Annotated in this window: 19 protein-coding genes; 6 read left to right on the top strand and 13 right to left on the bottom strand. The window is 61.0% G+C overall.

Going from position 1 to position 18,440, the window contains the following annotated elements:
- Positions 1-49 precede the first annotated feature (49 nt).
- The 4 genes from hcnC to OC605_RS25355 all read right to left on the bottom strand — a co-directional run bounded on the left by hcnC (position 50) and on the right by OC605_RS25355 (position 4,370).
- A complete protein-coding gene (hcnC, locus tag OC605_RS25370) occupies positions 50-1,309 on the bottom strand; it encodes a cyanide-forming glycine dehydrogenase subunit HcnC (protein WP_262140198.1) in 1,260 nt (419 codons plus the stop codon).
- A complete protein-coding gene (hcnB, locus tag OC605_RS25365) occupies positions 1,302-2,711 on the bottom strand; it encodes a cyanide-forming glycine dehydrogenase subunit HcnB (RefSeq protein ID WP_262140197.1) in 1,410 nt (469 codons plus the stop codon). The genes hcnC and hcnB overlap by 8 nt, the downstream gene beginning before the upstream one ends.
- Complete coding sequence (locus OC605_RS25360; protein WP_133336715.1) at positions 2,708-3,022, bottom strand: (2Fe-2S)-binding protein; 315 nt, start codon at positions 3,020-3,022, stop codon at positions 2,708-2,710. The genes hcnB and OC605_RS25360 overlap by 4 nt, the downstream gene beginning before the upstream one ends.
- A gap of 418 nt (positions 3,023-3,440) precedes the next feature.
- A complete protein-coding gene (locus tag OC605_RS25355) occupies positions 3,441-4,370 on the bottom strand; it encodes a hypothetical protein (RefSeq protein WP_016775227.1) in 930 nt (309 codons plus the stop codon).
- Positions 4,371-4,678: 308 nt separating this feature from the next.
- Here OC605_RS25355 and OC605_RS25350 point away from each other — a divergent pair, with 308 nt between their 5' ends.
- Both OC605_RS25350 and OC605_RS25345 read left to right on the top strand, forming a co-directional pair.
- Complete coding sequence (locus tag OC605_RS25350) at positions 4,679-5,362, top strand: response regulator transcription factor (protein WP_056788996.1); 684 nt, start codon at positions 4,679-4,681, stop codon at positions 5,360-5,362.
- On the top strand, positions 5,340-6,734 hold the full coding sequence (locus OC605_RS25345) for a sensor histidine kinase (RefSeq protein ID WP_262140196.1): 1,395 nt from the start codon (positions 5,340-5,342) through the stop codon (positions 6,732-6,734). Before OC605_RS25350 ends, OC605_RS25345 begins: the two co-directional genes overlap by 23 nt.
- 131 nt (positions 6,735-6,865) lie before the next feature.
- On the opposite strand, the gene OC605_RS25340 is transcribed toward OC605_RS25345, so the two are convergent.
- The 4 genes from OC605_RS25340 to OC605_RS25325 form a co-directional block, all read right to left on the bottom strand.
- Positions 6,866-7,276 (bottom strand): SRPBCC family protein, encoded by a 411-nt coding sequence (locus OC605_RS25340; protein ID WP_133336722.1) that lies wholly within the window; start codon positions 7,274-7,276, stop codon positions 6,866-6,868.
- 21 nt (positions 7,277-7,297) lie between these two features.
- Entirely contained in the window at positions 7,298-8,095 is a 798-nt protein-coding gene (locus OC605_RS25335) for an SDR family NAD(P)-dependent oxidoreductase (protein ID WP_186566469.1), read from the bottom strand.
- 351 nt (positions 8,096-8,446) lie between these two features.
- The gene (locus OC605_RS25330) at positions 8,447-9,115 is read right to left on the bottom strand and encodes an HAD-IA family hydrolase (protein ID WP_262140195.1); all 669 of its coding nucleotides are present in this window, start codon (positions 9,113-9,115) and stop codon (positions 8,447-8,449) included.
- Between the two features lie 56 nt (positions 9,116-9,171).
- A complete protein-coding gene (locus tag OC605_RS25325) occupies positions 9,172-9,585 on the bottom strand; it encodes a response regulator (RefSeq protein ID WP_262140194.1) in 414 nt (137 codons plus the stop codon).
- Between the two features lie 198 nt (positions 9,586-9,783).
- On the opposite strand from OC605_RS25325, the gene OC605_RS25320 reads away from it, so the two are divergent.
- On the top strand, positions 9,784-10,725 hold the full coding sequence (locus OC605_RS25320; protein WP_262140192.1) for a class I SAM-dependent methyltransferase: 942 nt from the start codon (positions 9,784-9,786) through the stop codon (positions 10,723-10,725).
- Between the two features lie 122 nt (positions 10,726-10,847).
- Here the strand turns inward: OC605_RS25320 and OC605_RS25315 are convergent, their stop codons facing one another.
- Positions 10,848-11,627, bottom strand: coding sequence for a helix-turn-helix transcriptional regulator (locus OC605_RS25315; RefSeq protein WP_262140190.1), 780 nt, complete (start codon positions 11,625-11,627; stop codon positions 10,848-10,850).
- Between the two features lie 111 nt (positions 11,628-11,738).
- Here OC605_RS25315 and OC605_RS25310 point away from each other — a divergent pair, with 111 nt between their 5' ends.
- Both OC605_RS25310 and OC605_RS25305 read left to right on the top strand, forming a co-directional pair.
- Entirely contained in the window at positions 11,739-12,842 is a 1,104-nt protein-coding gene (locus OC605_RS25310; protein WP_262140189.1) for a polyamine ABC transporter substrate-binding protein, read from the top strand.
- A 73-nt stretch (positions 12,843-12,915) separates the two neighbouring features.
- Positions 12,916-14,040, top strand: a complete 1,125-nt coding sequence (locus OC605_RS25305) for a P1 family peptidase (RefSeq protein WP_262140187.1) — start codon at positions 12,916-12,918, stop codon at positions 14,038-14,040.
- A gap of 217 nt (positions 14,041-14,257) precedes the next feature.
- Here the strand turns inward: OC605_RS25305 and OC605_RS25300 are convergent, their stop codons facing one another.
- Positions 14,258-14,890 carry a TetR/AcrR family transcriptional regulator gene (locus tag OC605_RS25300; protein WP_262140186.1) on the bottom strand — a complete coding sequence of 211 codons (633 nt, stop codon included), beginning with the start codon at positions 14,888-14,890 and terminating at the stop codon, positions 14,258-14,260.
- 160 nt (positions 14,891-15,050) lie between these two features.
- Here OC605_RS25300 and OC605_RS25295 point away from each other — a divergent pair, with 160 nt between their 5' ends.
- A complete protein-coding gene (locus OC605_RS25295) occupies positions 15,051-15,491 on the top strand; it encodes a hotdog fold domain-containing protein (protein WP_024013379.1) in 441 nt (146 codons plus the stop codon).
- 63 nt (positions 15,492-15,554) lie between these two features.
- Here OC605_RS25295 and OC605_RS25290 read toward each other — a convergent pair whose 3' ends face one another.
- From OC605_RS25290 to OC605_RS25280, 3 genes are all read right to left on the bottom strand, one after another.
- Entirely contained in the window at positions 15,555-16,241 is a 687-nt protein-coding gene (locus OC605_RS25290; protein WP_262140185.1) for a GNAT family N-acetyltransferase, read from the bottom strand.
- 87 nt (positions 16,242-16,328) lie between these two features.
- Positions 16,329-16,886, bottom strand: coding sequence for a YceI family protein (locus OC605_RS25285; protein ID WP_262140184.1), 558 nt, complete (start codon positions 16,884-16,886; stop codon positions 16,329-16,331).
- 74 nt (positions 16,887-16,960) lie between these two features.
- Positions 16,961-18,319 carry an MATE family efflux transporter gene (locus OC605_RS25280; RefSeq protein ID WP_262140182.1) on the bottom strand — a complete coding sequence of 453 codons (1,359 nt, stop codon included), beginning with the start codon at positions 18,317-18,319 and terminating at the stop codon, positions 16,961-16,963.
- Between the last annotated feature and the right edge of the window lie 121 nt (positions 18,320-18,440).

The following is an 18,440-nucleotide window of genomic DNA, read 5'->3' as shown; positions in this document are numbered from 1 at the left end:
CACTGACAGATTGCATTCGCGAGCAGGCTCGCTCCCACAGGGGATTGGGTCAGGCCCGTTCCAGCGCGGGCACTGGCTCGACGGCTGCAACCGCAAACCGATCCGCCAGAAACGGTGTGATATCCAGCGGCAGCGGTTCGTCATTCACCAGTTTATCCAGCAGCACACCGGTAATCGCCGACGTCAGAATGCCGGTGCGGAAGTGCCCGCAAGCATTCAGATAACCCTCGACCCCACGCATCGGCCCTAGGATCGGCAATTCATCCGGTGAGCCCGGACGCAGCCCCGCCCAGGTGCGCTTCAGATTGACGTCCGCCAGTTCCGGCAGACAGCGCACCGCGCCCTGCACCAGCCCGGCGATTTCCGGGTAGGTGGTGGTGACGTCGAAGCCTTTGTCCTCGGTGGTGCTGCCGATAAGGATTTCGCCGTTGTCCTTTTGCGCCACGTAGCAATCACTGGTGGTGAGGCAGCCGTTGAGGATTTTCGGCATGCGCTCGGTCAGCAGGATCTGCCCTTTCACCGGTTTCACCGGAATGCGGATACCCGTCGCCCACTCGCTCAAATCCGCCGCCCAGGCACCGGCGGCGTTGATCAGCGTCTTGCAGTGGAACACCCCCGCCTCCGCCGTCTGCACGCCGGTCACACGAGTGCCGTGATGCAACACGCCGGTGACGTTGGTGTTGACGAAGATGTCGACGCCGTTCTGCCGCGCGCCTTCCATGTAGGCATCCGCGAGGCGGAACGGGCTGACCTGATGATCGCAGAGAAACTCCAGCGCCCCGCGCGCGTCATGGCTGACACTCGGTTCAGCCGCGCGCAACGCCGCCTGATCGAGCCAGCGCACTTGATCGGCCAGATGCGGAATGCAGCCGACGATGTGCTCGGCATAGAGCCGGTCCTCGTCGTCATAGATCACGAACTTCAGCCCGGTCTTTTCGAACTTGCAATCCATGCCGTGATTGTCTTTCAACTCGCGGTGCAGCGCCGGGTACAGCGCATTGGACTGCAAGGCAAAATCGAAAAACGATGCTGGCAAAATATGCGGCGTACTGGCGTCCACCGCGACTGCGGCGCCCTGGGTTTCGCGCTTGCGGTTGGCCGACATCATGCGAAAGAAAATCACCCCGCAGCCGAGGCCGACCGACTCGCCGATCGCCCATAAACCACCCGCCGAAGCACGGGTCGCGTTGCCGGGGCGCTTGGCGTCGATCAGTGCCACCTTGAGATCTGTGCGTTTGGACAATTGGTAGGCGCAGGAGGCGCCGATCACGCCGCCACCGGCAATGACCACGTCGTAGAACTTACTCATGGCAAGCGCCCTCCGTGCCGAGAGACTGGAACGCGGAAAAAGGCACCGGATCAATCGGGAAGCGCGGGCGCAGCCAGCCGACATCCTGACGTCCGGTGGCCTGGCGCAGTCGATCGCTGCAATAGCCGACGCACATCCGCCCCTGACAATCGCCCATGCTCACGCGGGTGCGCATTTTCAGGCTGGCGATGTCTTGCACACCCTGCTCCAGGGCCCGATCGATGTCGGCGCGGGTCGCGTGCTCGCAGCGGCAGATCACCGTGTCGGCTGTGGGCAAAGCGATCTGACCGACGCCGCGCTCGGTGTAGCGATCCACCGCCGCGCGAAAGCGCACGATCGCTCTGAGCTTGCTCGCGTAACGGTCGCGGCGCACCCGGGCCAGCTCGGCGTCGAGCACGCCGCGTTGCAGCAGGATCGAAGTGGCGGCGATCTTGCCGGCGAGCATCGCCGCTTCGCCGCCGCGGATCCCGCCCATGTCGCCGGCCAGATGCACATGCGCCACGCTGCTTTGCTGCCAGACATTGGCGTTGGCACGCAAGTAGCCATCGTCGCTGAAGCCGTGATCAAGGCCCATCTGCTGGCTCAATTGCGTGCGCGGAATAAAACCGTAACCGACCGCCAGCGTCTGCGCTTCGAAACGCTCGACCCGCGACAGATCCGCCTCCCACGTCGACGAATACGGTGCGACGCTGACGCTTTTCAATTCGCCGTCGCCGTGGGCTTCGACCACCCCCCAACCGTAGTTCATCGGGATGCCGTGCAACTTGAGGTAAGCGAGCATGCTCAAGCCATCGAGGAACAGCTGCGGCTTGTTCAGCAGCGCCAGACTCTCGCGGGCGATCTTGCCGAATGCGCAAGCCTCATAGACGCCGGCGACGCGCACGCCAGACGCATGCAACTGAGTCGCGACCAAGGGCAGCAACGGCCCGGTGCCGGCGATGATCACCGGCCCTTGCGGCTTGACCACGCCGCTCTTGATCTGCAACTGCAGGCCGCCGAGCAGGATCACTCCCGGCAACGTCCAGCCGGGAAACGGTACGCTGCGTTCATGGCAACCGGCGGCCAGCAGCAGTTGCGGATAAGCGATCTCGTGCAGCTGTTCATCGCCATCGAGCACCACCAGAGCGCGAGTGCCTTCAGCGCCGACCACGCGATGGTTGAGGCGCACGTCGATCAGCCCTGACTGCTGCTGAAATTCACCGTGCAGTTTGTCCAGTGCTTCGGAATAACGCGGCCCGAGATAATCCAGTTGCACACCATCACGCAGCGGCCCGCGATAGACTACGCCGCCGAGGCGCGAAGCCTCTTCGAGCAAGGTGCAGCGCACGCCGTGGCACGCCAGTTCGATGGCCGCCGCCATCCCCGCCGGCCCGCCGCCGACGATCAACGGTTGCAGGCTCATACGACCTCCTGCGCGACGACGCGGTTGACCTGGGTTTCGATCTGCATGCCGTCGCGCACCACGGTCTGGCAGGCGCGGCGCTTGTGGCGACCGTTGATTTTCACCAGACAGCACTGGCACACGCCCATGCCGCAATAGGCGCCACTGATCTGATCATGATCATTACGTGCGATCTGGCGCACGCCGAGGGACTGGATGACGCTGAGAACGGTTTCGCCGATGGCGGCGCTGACCGCTTGGCCGTTGATGTGCACGGTCATGTCCGCCTGCACCAAGGGCTGGATATCGAAGGTTCTTTCTAGGCAGTTCATTTACGGTGTTCGTCCGTGAAGATTCAGTTGAGGTTGTGACAGCTCCTTGCTGCACTACGCCTCGTCGACGCTTTTATTGCTGTGTTTTCAACGTCGACGCGGATACTTCGTCAGCGCAACAAGGTGCGCGACAAGCACTGTAGCTCATACCTCAGCAAAGGCCTGGATCATTTACGGTAGGCGATATCGCCAGGGGAAATATTGATCCAGGCCAGTGAAAACGGCGGGATGGAAACGGTTAGTTGGAGAAGACGAACTGGCCCCGCAGAAAGCAAAAAGCCGCTTTCACCCGAAGATGAAAGCGGCAGAGGCATCCTGCCTCAGAGGGATCAGTGCACGAACAGGGCGATCAGGATGATGATCGGGATCGGTACGCCGAGGAAGAACAGCAGTAATGAGCGCATGGTGACTCTCCTTTTTAACGGACCGGAGTGGTAGTGGTGTAGGTGTCGACTTCAACGTACTCGACCGCATCGCGACGACGACCGCCGAAGGTGGCTGCCAGGCTGGCGAAGAACGCACCGGCCAGCAGCGCGACGAACATCCACAGCGAGGTGTAGGCAGCGACTTTCGCGGCGGTGTCGGCAGCTTGCTGGGCTTTCAGTTTCGCGTCAGCGATGGCTTTCTGGGTGTTGGCGTAGATCTCGTCAACGCGACGTTCAGCATCGGCCTGGCTCAGGTTGGTACGTTGCGACACCAGTTGTGCGAGGTAGGTGCGGTCTTCGGCGCTGAGCTGACCGTTGGCCAGGCTCTGGGCGAAGATGCGGGTCACGGTGCCGCGTGCGGCGTCATCGCTGACGGCAGCCGGACGGTCGTCACGGAACAGGCTGTCGACGAAGTAGCCGTACTGATCGCTGTCAGTATTGGCTGCGGCAGAACCGGCGGCCTGGCTCATGGCACCGGCAGCACCGCCGACGACGTTAGCCCCAGCCTGCACACCGCCGCTGACGACGCTGCTGACCGAACCGACCACCAGCACAGCGGTGACCAGCGTGGCGACGCACCAGGCGAGGAAGCCGTGGGCGGTGTCGCGGAAGTAGACTTCGTCACCGTGCATGTTGGCCCATTTCACCCGCAGACGACCGGCAATGTAGCCGCCCATGCCGGAAGCAATGATCTGCGTCACAGCCAGCCAGACAATCGTCGAAATGCCCAGGCCCTTGGCGCTGACGCCCTCTCCGGCCCACGGTGAAACAGCCGAAAAGCCCAGACCGAAACCGAGCAGCACGAGAATCATCGACAGCGCAGCGGCCGCCGCAGCACCGGCGAAGATCGCGCCCCAGGACACGCCTGAGACGCTGCTCGACTCTTCCACGGCAGGATAATAGCCATCAGGGGATCTATTCATTGTTGTACTGCTCCAGGCATGAAAAATGGTGTTACAACTCGTCAGGTGAGGAATTGCAGTGACCGTGCCAGTTATAGAAACCAGATAAACTGTTTATTTTCAACAGGTTAGAAAGTTTGAACTTCGCTGATCCGTGCAATTTGCAATAAATGGTCAGAGCCTGCGGGTTTTCTGCATTGATGACTGACTGGCAAATCCGATCAGTTCCGATTCACCGTCGCGACGAAGATGAAAGTTAATTTAAAGCGTCACGGTAAATTCTTGGCAAAATGCTGCCATTCCGTTTGAACCGATCAGCAGGCCTGCCTATGACTCGTATCTTGACCATCGAAGACGACGCCGTGACCGCTCGGGAAATCGTTGCCGAACTGAGCAGCCACGGGCTGGATGTCGACTGGGTCGACAATGGCCGCGAAGGCCTCGACCGCGCCGTCAGCGGCAACTACGACCTGATCACCCTCGACCGCATGTTGCCCGAGCTGGATGGTCTGGCCATCGTCACCACCCTGCGCACCATGGGCGTGGCGACGCCGATTCTGATGATCAGCGCCCTCTCCGATGTCGATGAGCGCGTGCGCGGTTTGCGCGCCGGTGGCGATGACTACCTGACCAAACCGTTCGCCACCGATGAAATGGCTGCGCGGGTGGAAGTGTTGCTGCGCCGGCAAAATAGCGTCGCCACCCAGGCCACCACACTAAAAGTTGCCGACCTCGAACTCGACCTGATCAGCCATGAAGCCCGCCGCGCCGAGCAAGTGCTGACGCTGCTGCCCACCGAATACAAACTGCTCGAGTTTCTGATGCGCAACAGCGGCCAGATTCTCTCGCGGATGATGATTTTCGAAGAGGTCTGGGGTTATCACTTCGACCCGGGCACCAACCTGATCGACGTGCACATCGGCCGTCTGCGCAAGAAGATCGACGCAGCTGGCAACGTTCCGCTGATCCGCACGGTACGGGGCTCCGGCTATGTCATTGCCGAACCCGTCTGACGGCTGGCGCTCTTCCAGCAGCCGCTTGCTGGCGCTGTACAGCACGCTGTTCGTGGCGTGGAGCGCGATCCTCATGGGGGTCATGTACTACGAGGTATCCGGCTACCTCGACAAACTGGCCAAACATTCGTTGATGCAACGTCAGCATCTGTTTTCGCACTTTCGCGGCGAGCAACTCGAAGACGCCCTCGCCGCCAGCATGACCTTCGATATTCGTGGTATCGACGCCTATGGTCTGTTCAGCGCGGACGGCGTTTACCTGGGCGGCGCACTTCAGCAAATTCCCGAAGGACTGCCGCTCGACGGCAAGATCCATATGCTCGCCGAGTGCGCCGATTCCGATGACCCGACTCTGCCGAACGACAGCTGCGATGCCGTGGCGACCCAGACTCGCGACGGTCGCTGGCTGGTGCTGCTGCGTGACAACGGCTCGCTGTTTGCGGTGACGCGGATCATTTTGCACGCGTTGTTCTGGGGCGTGTCGCTGACGATTATTCCCGGGGTCGCCGGTTGGCATCTGCTGCGGCGTCGACCGTTGCAGCGCATTCGCGCGATCCAGAACAGCGCCCAGGCCATCGTTGCCGGCGACCTGACGCACCGCTTGCCGCTGTCCAATCGCCGCGATGAACTGGACATGCTCGCCGCCATCGTCAACGCCATGCTTGAGCGCATCGAGCGCTTGATGAACGAGGTCAAAGGCGTCTGCGACAACATCGCCCACGATTTGCGCACGCCGCTGACTCGCCTGCGCGCGCAGTTGTATCGGATGCAGCAACAGGCGGGCGAAGGTTCACAGGAAGCGGCGCAACTGGATCTGGTACTGGCTGAGGCGGATACTCTTAGGGCGCGGTTTCGCGGTTTGTTGCGGATTTCCGAACTGGAAGATCGCCAGCGTCGCTCAGGTTTCGTTGAACTCGATCCGGTGCGTTTGCTGGAAGAGTTGCACGAGTTCTATCTGCCGCTGGCCGAGGAAGGCGATCTGCGCTTTCAGTTGAACATGCCGGAGACGCTGCCGCCGCTCAACGGCGACCGCGCGTTGCTGTTCGAAGCGTTGGCGAACCTGCTGAGCAACTCGATCAAATTCACTCCGCCCGGCGGCACGGTGATGTTGCGTGGGGTCAATGCCAATGGCCAGACGCGGATCGAGGTTCACGATTCAGGCCCGGGGATTCCCGAGGCGGAGCGTGAGGCGGTGTTCCAGCGGTTTTACCGCACCGGGGGTGGCCAGCCGCAGAGTGGATTCGGTCTGGGGCTGTCGATTGTCGCGGCGATTGTGAGCTTGCACGGCTTCAGTCTTGCGGTCGGCAGCAGTGATCTGGGTGGGGCGAAACTGGTGCTGGATTGTCGGCAGAGTTTGATCAGTCAGGCCTGACGTCTCGCGCCGATCGTTCCCACGCTCCGCGTGGGAATGCCTCAAGGGACGCTCCGCGTTCCGGCTTTCGAAATGGGACGCAGAGCGTCCCGGGCTGCATTCCCACGCAGAGCGTGGGAACGATCTGCGTCTCAGGTTGGGTAATTCGCCCGCAAGGCTTCGAGCCCGCCCTGGTAGATGCCGTTGAACAACGCCACCACTTCTTCATCGCTCACGCCGACCGCATTGAATCGCCCCGACCACGTCACCCGCGCGCCCTGCCCTTGAGCTTCAACCTTGATCGTCGCGAGATAATCGCTGGCCGGAAACGGTGCCTGTTCAATCGAATAGCTGTAGGTTTTTGCGGCGTTATCGAAGGTCTGCAGACGTTCGACGACCACGCCGCCGTCAGCAGTTTTCAGCGTGCGCACGCGCCCGCCTTCGCTCAGTTCACTGTGGGTAATCAATGGCAGCCAGTCCGGCAGCGTGTTGAAGCCGCCGATCAATTGCCAGACCTGATCGGCTGCGGCCGGGATGTCGATGGTTGCAGATGCTGTTGGCATAAAACCTCTCTTTCGGAAATTTCAGATAGTCAGGCTGTCGACCACACCGCCATCAACGCGCAAGGCTGCGCCCGTGGTGGCCGAGGACAGCGGTGAAGCAATGTACGTGACCAGATGCGCCACTTCCGAAACATCCGCCACGCGCTGGATGATCGAGGTCGGACGGGCCTTGCGCACAAAGGCGTCGGCTTCGTCGCGCAGGTCGCGCCCGGATTCGGCGGCCGCGTCTCTGAGCATGTCCTGCAGGCCATCGGTGAAAGTTGGCCCCGGCAGGATCGCATTGACCGTGACCCCGGTGCCAGCCAGACGTTTGGCCAAGCCGTGGGATACCGCGAGGTTGGCGCTTTTGGTCACGCCGTAATTGAGCATGTCCGCCGGAGTCGCCACGCCGGATTCCGATGACAGAAAGATCACCCGGCCCCAACCCTGCTCGACCATTGCCGGCACGTAATGCCGCGCCAGGCGCACGCCGGAAATCACGTTGACTTCATAGAAGCGCTTCCACTCACTGTCGGGAGTCTCGAAGAAATCGACGTCGTTGAAGATGCCGAGGTTGTTGACCAGAATGTCCGCGCGCGGCTCGGCGGCGAAAAGCTTTTCCGCCCCCTCGGCCGTGCCCAGATCGGCGCTCAGACCACGCAACTGCGCGCTGGGCACCGCTTGGCGAATGCTCGCCAGCGCCTGCTCGACCTTGGCCGTGTCGCGACCGATGACCACCACCGTCGCCCCGGCTTCGGCCAACGACTGGCTGATGCCCAGACCGATGCCGCCGGTACTGCCGCTGACAATGGCCAGTTTTCCACTCAGATCGATCTTCATGCGTTTACCTCGTTAGCAAGGAGTTCCACCGCGCTCGACTTTGGCGACGATTTCAGAAGCATGGATCAGCGTAGTTGCGATATTGCCGGCATGGTTGAGCTGCCGACCGGTGACGGGGATGTTGTTTGATTGACGATCCCCTGTCTCTGGCAGACCGTAGCCCCTCACCCTAGCCCTCTCCCGGGGGAGAGGGAACCGACCGAGTTGTGCTGAACTTGCCGTCGACCTGAAAGACCATAGCGATTATGGATTCAGAGAAGACCTTTCACGTCGGCGTATTACCTGAATATCCCCCGGTCAGTCCCCTCTCCCTCCGGGAGAGGGCTAGGGTGAGGGGCATTTCGGAACAGATCAGATTTCCGTCAGACGAAGCAGACCATCGGCGCCGACCCTGACGCCGATCGCATCGTAACTGGCCAACGTCGCATGCGCCGTTTCGATCGGGTGCTGGTGCGTGGTGGTGATGATCATCAGTGCAGCGCCCGCCGCTTCCGCAGCCTGAATGCCAACCGTGGCGTCTTCAAAAATTAGACAGTCTGCCGGCTCGACACCGAGCTTTTTCGCCGCCAGCAGATACCCCGCAGGATCAGGCTTGCCAGCCTTTACATCTTCCGCCGTGATCATTACCGCCGGATCGGGGATACCCGCCGCCGTCATGCGCCGCAACGCCAGATCGCGAGGCGCCGACGTCACCATCGCCCAACGATTTTTCGGCAGCGCGTTGAGAAAGGCTGCCGCCGCAGGGATCTCGACAATGCCTTCAACGTCATTGATTTCCGCTGCGGTGATGAACGCCGCCTGTTCCTCAGCATCCAGCCCCGGCAGATTCAGCCGAGTGATGGTGTCGATCGCCCGCGCGCCATGGATGGTCGGCAGGAACGTCTCGACATCAACGCCATGGCGCACCGCCCACGCTGACCAGATGCGCTCGGCGGCGGCGATGGAGTTGAGGACGGTGCCGTCCATGTCGAACAGGAACGCGCCGAACGCGCGATCAAAAACCGATGCTTGTGCAGACAAGAGAGCAAATCCTCTGACAGTTGGCCGGGCAGGCTGGCCCGGCAATGTAGCACTTGTCAGTGCAGCTGCGGGGCCTTGGATTTGAACGCACTTTCCACACAATCGAGCAACTGACCGATCGCCCACGGCTTCTTGATGAACGCCACCGAGTGCTTGACCCCAGAAGTCTCGGGCGTTTCATAGCCGGACATGACCATCACCGGCTTGTCCGGCCAGCGGTCGCCGAACAGATTGGCCAGGTCCGCGCCGTTAAGCGTGCCGGGCATGGTGATGTCGGTCAGCAACAGCGCGACGTCCGCTGCGTGCTTTTCCAGATACAAGGATGCGGCGTCGGCGCTGGTTTTCGGTTCGACCTTGAACCCTTCCTCCTGAAGAATTTCGCAGAGAAACTCCAGAATCAACGGATCGTCCTCGACAATCAGAATCAACCCGCCAGGAAGGTGCGCGCTCGACGTAGGTGTAGGGCACATGAACAGCACTCCCCCGAATTACATTTTTGATAAGCGGTTTTGAATCCGCTGCTTATCTGGTATGAGCAGCGCGCCCTGTAGAAATTCATTTTTGATACAGAGGATTTCGCCAAGGTGTTGTTTTTCGAAGCGCAGCGCCCGTCGAAAACCTTCATTTGTGGTTAAAATGCCGGCCCTTTGACTGGCCGATCCTGATCCATGACCCCTGAAGCCCTCGCGACCCTCCACGCTCATTTGCTGCCCGCACTGGCGGCGGCACCCAGCGAAACCCGTCGGTTGTTTCACGGGCGCGGACGCTGCTGGCCGGGGCTGGAGCAGCTGACCGTGGACTGGTTGCAGGGCGTGGTGCTGGTGTCGCTGTTCAAGGAACCGGCGCCTGAGCAGCTGCAAGATCTGCGGGATTCGCTGCTGCACATCGCCGTCTCGGCCGAGTGGCAGCAGTCCGGCGCGCACACTTTGCTGATCCAGCACCGTTATCTGCCGCAGAGCACGGCCGAATGGCTGATCGGGGAGGAAATCGAAGAAATGACCATTGTCGAGGGTGGCTTGCAGTACCGCGTTGACCTGGGGCGCAAGCAGAACGCCGGGCTGTTTCTCGACATGCGCTACGGCCGTAACTGGGTGCGCGAACAGGCGGCGGGCAAGCGGGTGTTGAACCTGTTCGCCTACACCTGCGGTTTTTCCGTAGCGGCAATCGAGGGTGGCGCCAGCCATGTGGTCAACCTGGATATGTCCCGCGCCGCGCTGAGCCGTGGACGCGACAATCACCGTTTGAACGGCCACGACCTGAGCAAGGTCAGCTTTCTCGGTCACGACCTGTTCAAATCCTGGGGCAAGGTGATCAACAGCGGCCCGTACGATCTGGTGATCATCGACCCGCCATCATTTCAGAAAGGCAGCTTTTTGCTGACCAAGGACTATCAACGGGTGTTGCGCCGCTTGCCGGAACTGCTCACCGCGCAAGGCACGGTGCTGGCGTGCATGAACGATCCGTCGTTCGGTTCCGACTTTCTGATTGATGGCGTGACCCAGGAAGCGCCCAGCCTGCGCTTCGATCATCGGCTGGACAACCCGCCAGAGTTTCCCGATATCGATCCAGAGAGCGGCCTGAAAGCCCTGGTCTTCCAGCGCAGCCACTGACACAGCGTAAGTTCACCTGTGGGAGCGAGCCTGCTCGCGAAAGCGCAGTGTCAGATAACAATTTTGTTGACTGATACACCGCTTTCGCGAGCAGGCTCGCTCCCACACAAGTTCTGTGTTGATCAAAAAGATGTCGGCCGCAGCACCAGTGCAAACAACTCTCCATGCCCGGTGACGTTGAGCTTGTGATAGAGATTGCGCCGATGCACCTTCACGGTCTCCGGCGAAATCCCCATCTGCCGGGCCATCGCCTTGCTGGAAAAGCCCTGCAGGATCAGGCGCGCCGTGTCGATCTCGCGTGCGGTCAGCCGGGCATCGAAACGGTCCAGCAACGTCGCCAGATCACCCACCACCGCTTCAGCCACCGGCCCTTGCGGCGGCAGCAACTGCATGTGGCGATGCATCGCCGCCAATACCCAGTCACGAACGCACATCAGCCGGCCCTGCTCGGCCATGCCAAACGCGGTCGAGCGGCCCAGGGACAAGCCGAGTACCGCGCCTTCGACGTTGATCAGAAACTGCAATTCATCCTCGCCCACCACGGCACGAAAGTAGCTCTGGTAATACTCGCTGTGCAGAAACTGATCCGGCGCAACGGACGCCAGGCTGTGCAGGCCGTCGCTGATCCCGCTGACGGCGGCTTGATAAAACGGATCGAGCAGGTACATGCCGGCGGTATAACCGGCCAGCTCCTGCTGGTCGTCCACGTAGCCCTTGCTGTCGAAGTCGATCAGCAAACGCGGCGGCTGGCCGGCCTGCATCAGGGCGACGAGGGCATTGTCCAGCGGCACCAGCAGGCGCAGGGTGTCGACCAGCGCGCGCCAGAAACCGTCCTGCCCGAGCTGGGTAAATACCCGCGCCAGACCCTGATGCACCGGCAATTCCTGCAACAACGCGTCCACGCACTACCCCTTTCGAGTAACCCATGATGGGAATGGGGCTGGTGTGACCGGCCCGTTAGCCTGACCACTCCAGTTCATCACCGGCCTGCGACAGGCCAGGAGTGCCGCATCATGCGTCGTCACCGTGGATCTATCAACCCGGGCCTGCTGGCCTGTTTTTGTCTCTCCTCGGCCGCCATGGCGGCAGACGTACCGAGCGTGCATGTCTACAACTGGTACGACTACATCGGGCCTAACACGTTGCATGATTTCCAGCGCGACAGCGGCATCCGGCCGGTGTACGACACGTTCGACAGCGCCGAAGTGCTCGAAGGCAAACTGATGACCAGCCGCAGCGGCTACGACGTTGTAGTGGCGAGCAACTTCAGCCTGCCGACTCTGATCAAGGCCGGCGCCCTCGCCCCTTTGCCTCGCGATCAACTGCCAGGCTGGCAGAACCTCGACCCCGAATTGCTGAAAAAACTTGCCGTCAACGATCCGGGCAATCAGTACGCCGTGCCTTACCTGTGGGGCACCAACGGCATCGGCTATAACGTCGACAAAGTTCGCGCGGCGCTGGGTGACAAAGCGCCGGTGGATTCCTGGGAGTTGCTGTTCAACGAGGCCAATCTGGCCAAACTGGGCGAGTGCGGCGTGGCGATGCTCGATTCGCCGTCGGAGATGCTGCCGGTCGCCCTGCATTACCTGGGCTTGCCGCCGAACAGCACCAACCCCGAAGACTACAAAAAAGCCGAAGCACTGCTGCTCAAGCTGCGCCCGCACATCGCCTACTTCAACTCCTCGAAGTTCATCAGCGATCTGTCCAACGGCAATATCTGCGTGGCGGTTGGCTGGTCCGGGGCGATGCTCGAAGCCAAGACCAATGCCGAGCAGGCCAATAACGGCGTAAAGATCGCCTACAGCCTGCCCAAGGAAGGCGCGCCGGTGTGGTTCGATACTCTGGTGCTGCTCAAGGACGCCCCCAATCGCGCCCAAGGCCTGGCGTTTATCGATTACCTGCTGCGACCGGAAGTGATCGCGCCGGTCAGTGATCACTTGTCGTACCCGAATGGCAATCGCGCCGCGACAACGCTGGTGGCAGCAGCCACTCGCGACAACCCGGCGGTGTACCCGTCCCCTGCCGCCATGGCCACCCTCTACACCCTCGAACCCTTGCCCAAAGCCGTCGAACGCGTGCGTACGCGGGTGTGGAGCAAGGTCAAGAACGGCCAGTAACCCGCGCAAGAAATCTGCCTGCCTCATCCGAGCGGTAAGCCGCCCGACCTTTTCAATGAAGAGACTGAATCTTATGAATCCGCGTGCCCGTGATCTCGATATCCTGATTGGCCAGATGCAACCTGGCCCGCTCAACGCCATTACCGATGTGCCGGGGGTGCGCGTCGGTCACAGCAATGTACGTGGTCGCAGCAGCAGCGGCCGTGACATCTGCACCGGCGTCACGCTGATCGAGCCGCGCCCCGGCTCGACCAGCCAGCAACCGTGCTTTGCCGGCGTGCATGTACTCAATGGCAACGGTGATGCGACCGGCCTGGAATGGATTCGCGAGGCCGGTCTGCTGACCAGTCCGATTGCCTTTACCAACACCCACAGCCTCGGTGTGGTGCGGGATGCGCTGATTGTGCTGGACCGTGAGCAACAGCCGGATGACGGGCGGCTTTACTGGAATATGCCGGTGGTGCTGGAGACCTTCGATGGACTGCTCAATGACATCAACGGCTTTCACGTCAAACCCGAGCATGTCGCCCAAGCGCTGAACGGCGCCGTGGATGGGCCGGTGCGCGAAGGTGCGGTGGGCGGTGGCAGCGGCATGATCTGCCATGAATTCAAAGGTGGCATCGGCACCGCATCGCGCCGTTTGAGTGCTGACCAGGGAGGCTGGACCGTCGGCGCGATCGTGCAGGCCAACCACGGTATTCGCAGTGAATTACGCGTCGATGGTTACCCGGTCGGGCGCTATATGGAACAGAAGGACTCACCGTTCCTGCGGGCAGCGCTGCCACACCCGGGCATGGGCTCGATCGTCGTCTGCCTGGCGACTGATGCGCCGCTGCTGCCCCATCAATGCACGCGTCTGGCACAGCGTGCCAGCCTGGGCCTGGCGCGCACCGGCGGCGGTAACGAAGACCACAGCGGCGACATCTTCATTGCCTTCGCCACCGGCAATGATCACGTCCCGCCCGCCGCTTACGAGGCTAAACGCGCAGCCACCTGCGACGGTTTGCGCATGGTCAACAACGACCACATCAGCGAGCTGTTCCTGGCCGCGACCGAAGCCGTGGAAGAAGCGATCATCAACGCCCTGTTCGCCAGCGACAGCAGCGAGGGCAATGGCCATTCGGTGCCGGGCCTGGATGGGCAGACACTTCTGGCGGCGCTGAAAAAATCCGGTTGGCCGGGATCGCGCCCGGCGTGAACCGGCATTTTGCAAGGACGACTGGCGGTACTTGAGTCGCCCATTGCACGCTCCTAGGATGAAGTTACGCGGTGCCTGGACTGATCCGGCGCTGCGTAGGCGTGGGTGTTCTGAACCCCAATCAAGCCCACGCCTTGCTTCACACGCCTCTTGAGCCTCACGGGCTCTACTTCCTCCCCATCAAAGAGCTTTGAGGCTCTTTTTTTGTCTGCGTATTTCAGTTCTCGGCGAGACCTTCGGCGCGAATCGAACGCCATGCCGCTTGCGCGAGCACTTCGCGATAGGCGCTCGGGCTGCCTTTGACTCGCCCTGCCAGCCAGGCTCGGCAGTAGCTGTCCGCTTGGCCAATGATCAGCGATGGCAGCAGCTCGGCAGGCAAATCCTGCAGTTCGGCGGCGCGACCCGATTGCGTCAGCCATTGGCGCAGACGCAGGTTGCGCGTCTTGTTGCGCTCGGCCAGCTCGTCCCTGAACGGGCCTTTGGTCACGGCGAACCGCGCGTGGTACTGGAATCGCGCCCACTGCGGCTGTTGCTCGACCCAGTCGACATAGCTGAAGACCAGCGCCTGCACGCCTTCTTCAGTGGTATTGGCCGCGTCCAGATACGCATCACGCAAACGCGCCTGATCCTCCAGCGCGGTGAAAAACAGCGCCGCGACCAGCCCTTCCTTGTTGCCGAAATGGTGGTAGATCGCGCCGACGCTGGTGTCGCACTCGGCACGGATCATTTCGATGGTGGTGGCCTCGATCCCCTGTTCATTGAACAGGCTCAGGGCCTTGCGAAAGATATCGCGTTTGAGTTCGGCGCGGCGGCCGGGGTAGCTGCGTTCCAGTAAATCGGCGGTGTCCATGCTGCTCGGGTCCAAAAACGGAGGTTGATAAAGGCGTCACGTGCCCGTGAACAAATCGCGCCTAGGTTGACAGATTTACCGTGAACAGAATACCGTTCCGTTACAGAATATTATTCTGTAACGGAACATCATTCTGCAAACTACCCAGCGAGGCTTCCCCATGAGTCAATCTCTCAGCATGTTCAACAGCGTCGGCCCGGATGCATTCAGCAAAATGGCCTGCCAGTTCGCCCCGTACTTCAGCAGCATCAATCCGCTGATTTCCGAGTTGCGCCCGAATGCCGCTACCGTGCAAGTGCCGTTTCGCAAGGAAATCACCAACCACCTCGGCACGGTGCACGCGATCGCCATGTGCAACGCGGCAGAACTGGCCGGCGGAATGATGACCGACGTGTCGATCCCGGCCGGCGCGCGCTGGATTCCCAAAGGCATGACCGTGGAATATCTGGCCAAGGCGAAAACCGACGTCACCGCTGTGGCCAGCGCTGAAGGTGTGGATTGGCAAAGCGATGGCGACAAGGTAGTCAACGTCGACATTCACGATTGCGAGGGTAAAAAAGTGTTCACCGCGCGCATCACCATGAACGTCAAGCTCGGTTGAGTAGCAGGCGCAAAAAAGCCCTTGCCGCGGGATGCGCAGCAAGGGCTTTTGATTGGCCGACGATCAGTGCAGGGTCAGGCGCTGACGGACGAATTCTTCTACGTGGCGGCTGGTCTGGTCCAGATGGCGATCGCGTTGTTTTTCCGCATCGAGCATCGCGCGCTTGCCGTTCTTCTGCAGCAGATAGGTGTGAATCTGCTGCACTTCCAGCGAGCGATAGATCGGCGTGGTGTCGATGAACCCGCGCAGGCCGTTGCTGCGGTAATGCCGCGTGCTCATCAGCACCTGCGTTTCGCGCTGGCCGATCACTTCAAAACCCAGTGCCTCGAAATACGGCACCTTGCCAATGCTGCAGGCCAGTTCCGCATGCGGATAGCGCCCGACCATGTCCGCGAGCATCGCCCGCGCCACACCCTGACGCCGATGGCCTTCACGCACCGCCATGTACGCGACGCTGCACGCCTCCCAATCGCCCTGCACCGGCAGACAGATGAGAAATCCGATGACTCGCTCCGGGTCTTCCTCGTTAGTGGCCACCAGCAATTCCACCTCGGTGCCCTTCTGGCCGTTCAACGCCTCGAGGTAGAGATGCACCTCATAACCCACTGCGTACTGATAAACGTTGTACAGCAGATTGCTCGGGCCGAGGCCGACCGCACTGATGTCGGTCAGGTAGTCGACGACCATTTGCAGGATCTGGCTGTTGACGCTTTCCGGGCATGGGGAGGTGTAGTGGGTGATGCGTGGCATGGGCAAACTCCGGCGATAAAAAACGTTGCCGATGATCAGAGCCGTCGACGAACCGCGACATCATACCGTGCCGGATCTATTGAACCGTCACTGTTGTGGCGCCACCACCCTGAATTTGATGTTGATGTCCCTCGACACCACGCTGTCAGCCCACTCCCCTGCGCCGAGGCCGAACTCCTCTCGATTGAGCACCAGCTCACCGTCGAAGATGCCGATGGCGTTGTCCGGTTTCAACTCCACCGGCACCTCGACCTCGCGAGTGATGCCCTTGAGCGTGAGCTGACCGGCGACTTGGTAACGATGCTCGTCCACTTGAGTAAAACGGCTGGACTTGAACACCGCGAGCGGGAATTTCCCGGTGTCGAACCACGCCGGTTTCACCAGTTCGGTATTGGCGTCTTCACTGCCAGCATCGATGCTGGCGAGATCGATATGCAGCGTGGTCTGGGCTTTGCCGAGGTCGTCGGTATCGAAGTCCAGCGTCGCCTCGAACTTGCCGAAGGTGCCGTACATTCGCGAGCCCATCTGGTTGTAGGTGAAACTGATCTGGCTGGCGCTGGTGTTGACCCGGTTATATTCAGCCGCCTGCGCACCGACCATGACGCACGATGTAAACGCGGCAACCAGCAGCAATCGCAACGTCATGACATTCTCCTGGCGGCGTGCGTCGTCGAGGGCCTTGGTTGACTTAAGCAAACAACCCGTTGTTATGCCAGCGCCTATATCAACCGCTCTATCTTCTGATGCTTCCACACCAATTTGTAATACAGGGTCTGCAAAATCAGCATCCCCAAATAGGCAACCGGGAACGCCATCCACACACCCTGCAAACCGAACTGCCCGTCGAGCCAGTAAGCCGCCGGCAACTGCACGCCGACCACACAGATAATCGAAATGACCACCGGCACCAGGACGGTGCCGCTGGCACGCATGATCCCGCCGATGATGGCCTGGAAGCCGAACACCAACAGGCTCCAGAGCATGATATGCAGCAGATGCTCGGCCATCGCCCGGGTCGAGTCCTCGGTCAGAAACAGACCCAGCAACCAGTGCGACAACCCATAACCTAAGACAATCAAGCCACCGGTCAGGCACACGTTGATCAAAAGCCCGGTGCGCAGGATCGGCCCCATTCGTTGCAGATCCCCAGCGCCGATCGCCTGAGCACCGAGGATCGACGCGGTGATCGCAATCGACAGCGCCGGAAACTGCACATAATTGACGATCTGCGTTACTGCGCCATAGGCCGCTGTCGCTTGCGAGCCGTGCTGATTGACCAGTGCCAGGATCACCAGCTCCGATAACGACAGCACGATCATCTGTACTCCGGTGGGCAGGCCGATGCGCAGGACCTTGCCGAGAATGACCCGATCCAGTCGCAGCGCGGCAAAGAACTCTCGATCCGGCGCCAGCGGATGGCCCTTGCGGATCAGCCGCCAGGCCAGCCACGCCATTGCCGACAGATTCCCCGCCAGCCCGGCATACGCCGCGCTCTGAATACCCAATGGCGGCAAACCCAGCCAGCCGCGAATCAACGCTGGCGTCAGCGCCAGCCCCACGGCGGTGGAGACGATCAGCGCGAGCAGTGGCGACAGCGTATCGCTGACCCCACGCAGCAATTGGGTGAACAGCACGAATACCAGTAGCGATGGAAGAATCCACAACATGACGTGGGCATAGTCCACCGCATCGTCAAGCACATCCGCCGGCGTGCCCAACCCCGTCAGTGCCTGGCGCGCAAACACCGTGCCCAGCACCGCCGCGACCAAACCGATCAACACACCCAGCAGCAGCGTCGCTCCGGCAATCGCCTTGACCATGTGCGTCTCGCGCGCGCCCCACGCCTGGCCGATCAACACGCCTGCGCCAGCGCCGAGGCCGATGACCAGGGCGATGAAAAAGAACACGACCGGAAACATGCCGGACACTGCCGCCAGCGCTTGAGTGCCGAGCATCTGGCCAATGTAGATGCTGTTGACCGTCCCGGACATCGATTGCAGGAAGTTCGACAGCACCATCGGCGCGAGAAACAGCAGATAGGTTTGCCAGAGCGGTTTGGCGAAGGTGGCGCTATGCATTGAATGGAGGTCCATCTCGATGGCGGCAGGCCTGATTGACGATAGCTTCGGTGAGTTGCGTGCAGCGTGCAATCAACATTTCCAGACGGTGTTGATTGTCTGTTTTGCATTTGTGTAAATG

This window comes from Pseudomonas sp. Marseille-Q5117, assembly GCF_946901175.1.
In the GTDB taxonomy this organism is placed as follows: domain Bacteria; phylum Pseudomonadota; class Gammaproteobacteria; order Pseudomonadales; family Pseudomonadaceae; genus Aquipseudomonas; species Aquipseudomonas iranensis.
The sequence above is the reverse complement of the archived record's forward strand: the minus strand, read 5'-3'. Positions and strand labels throughout refer to the sequence as shown.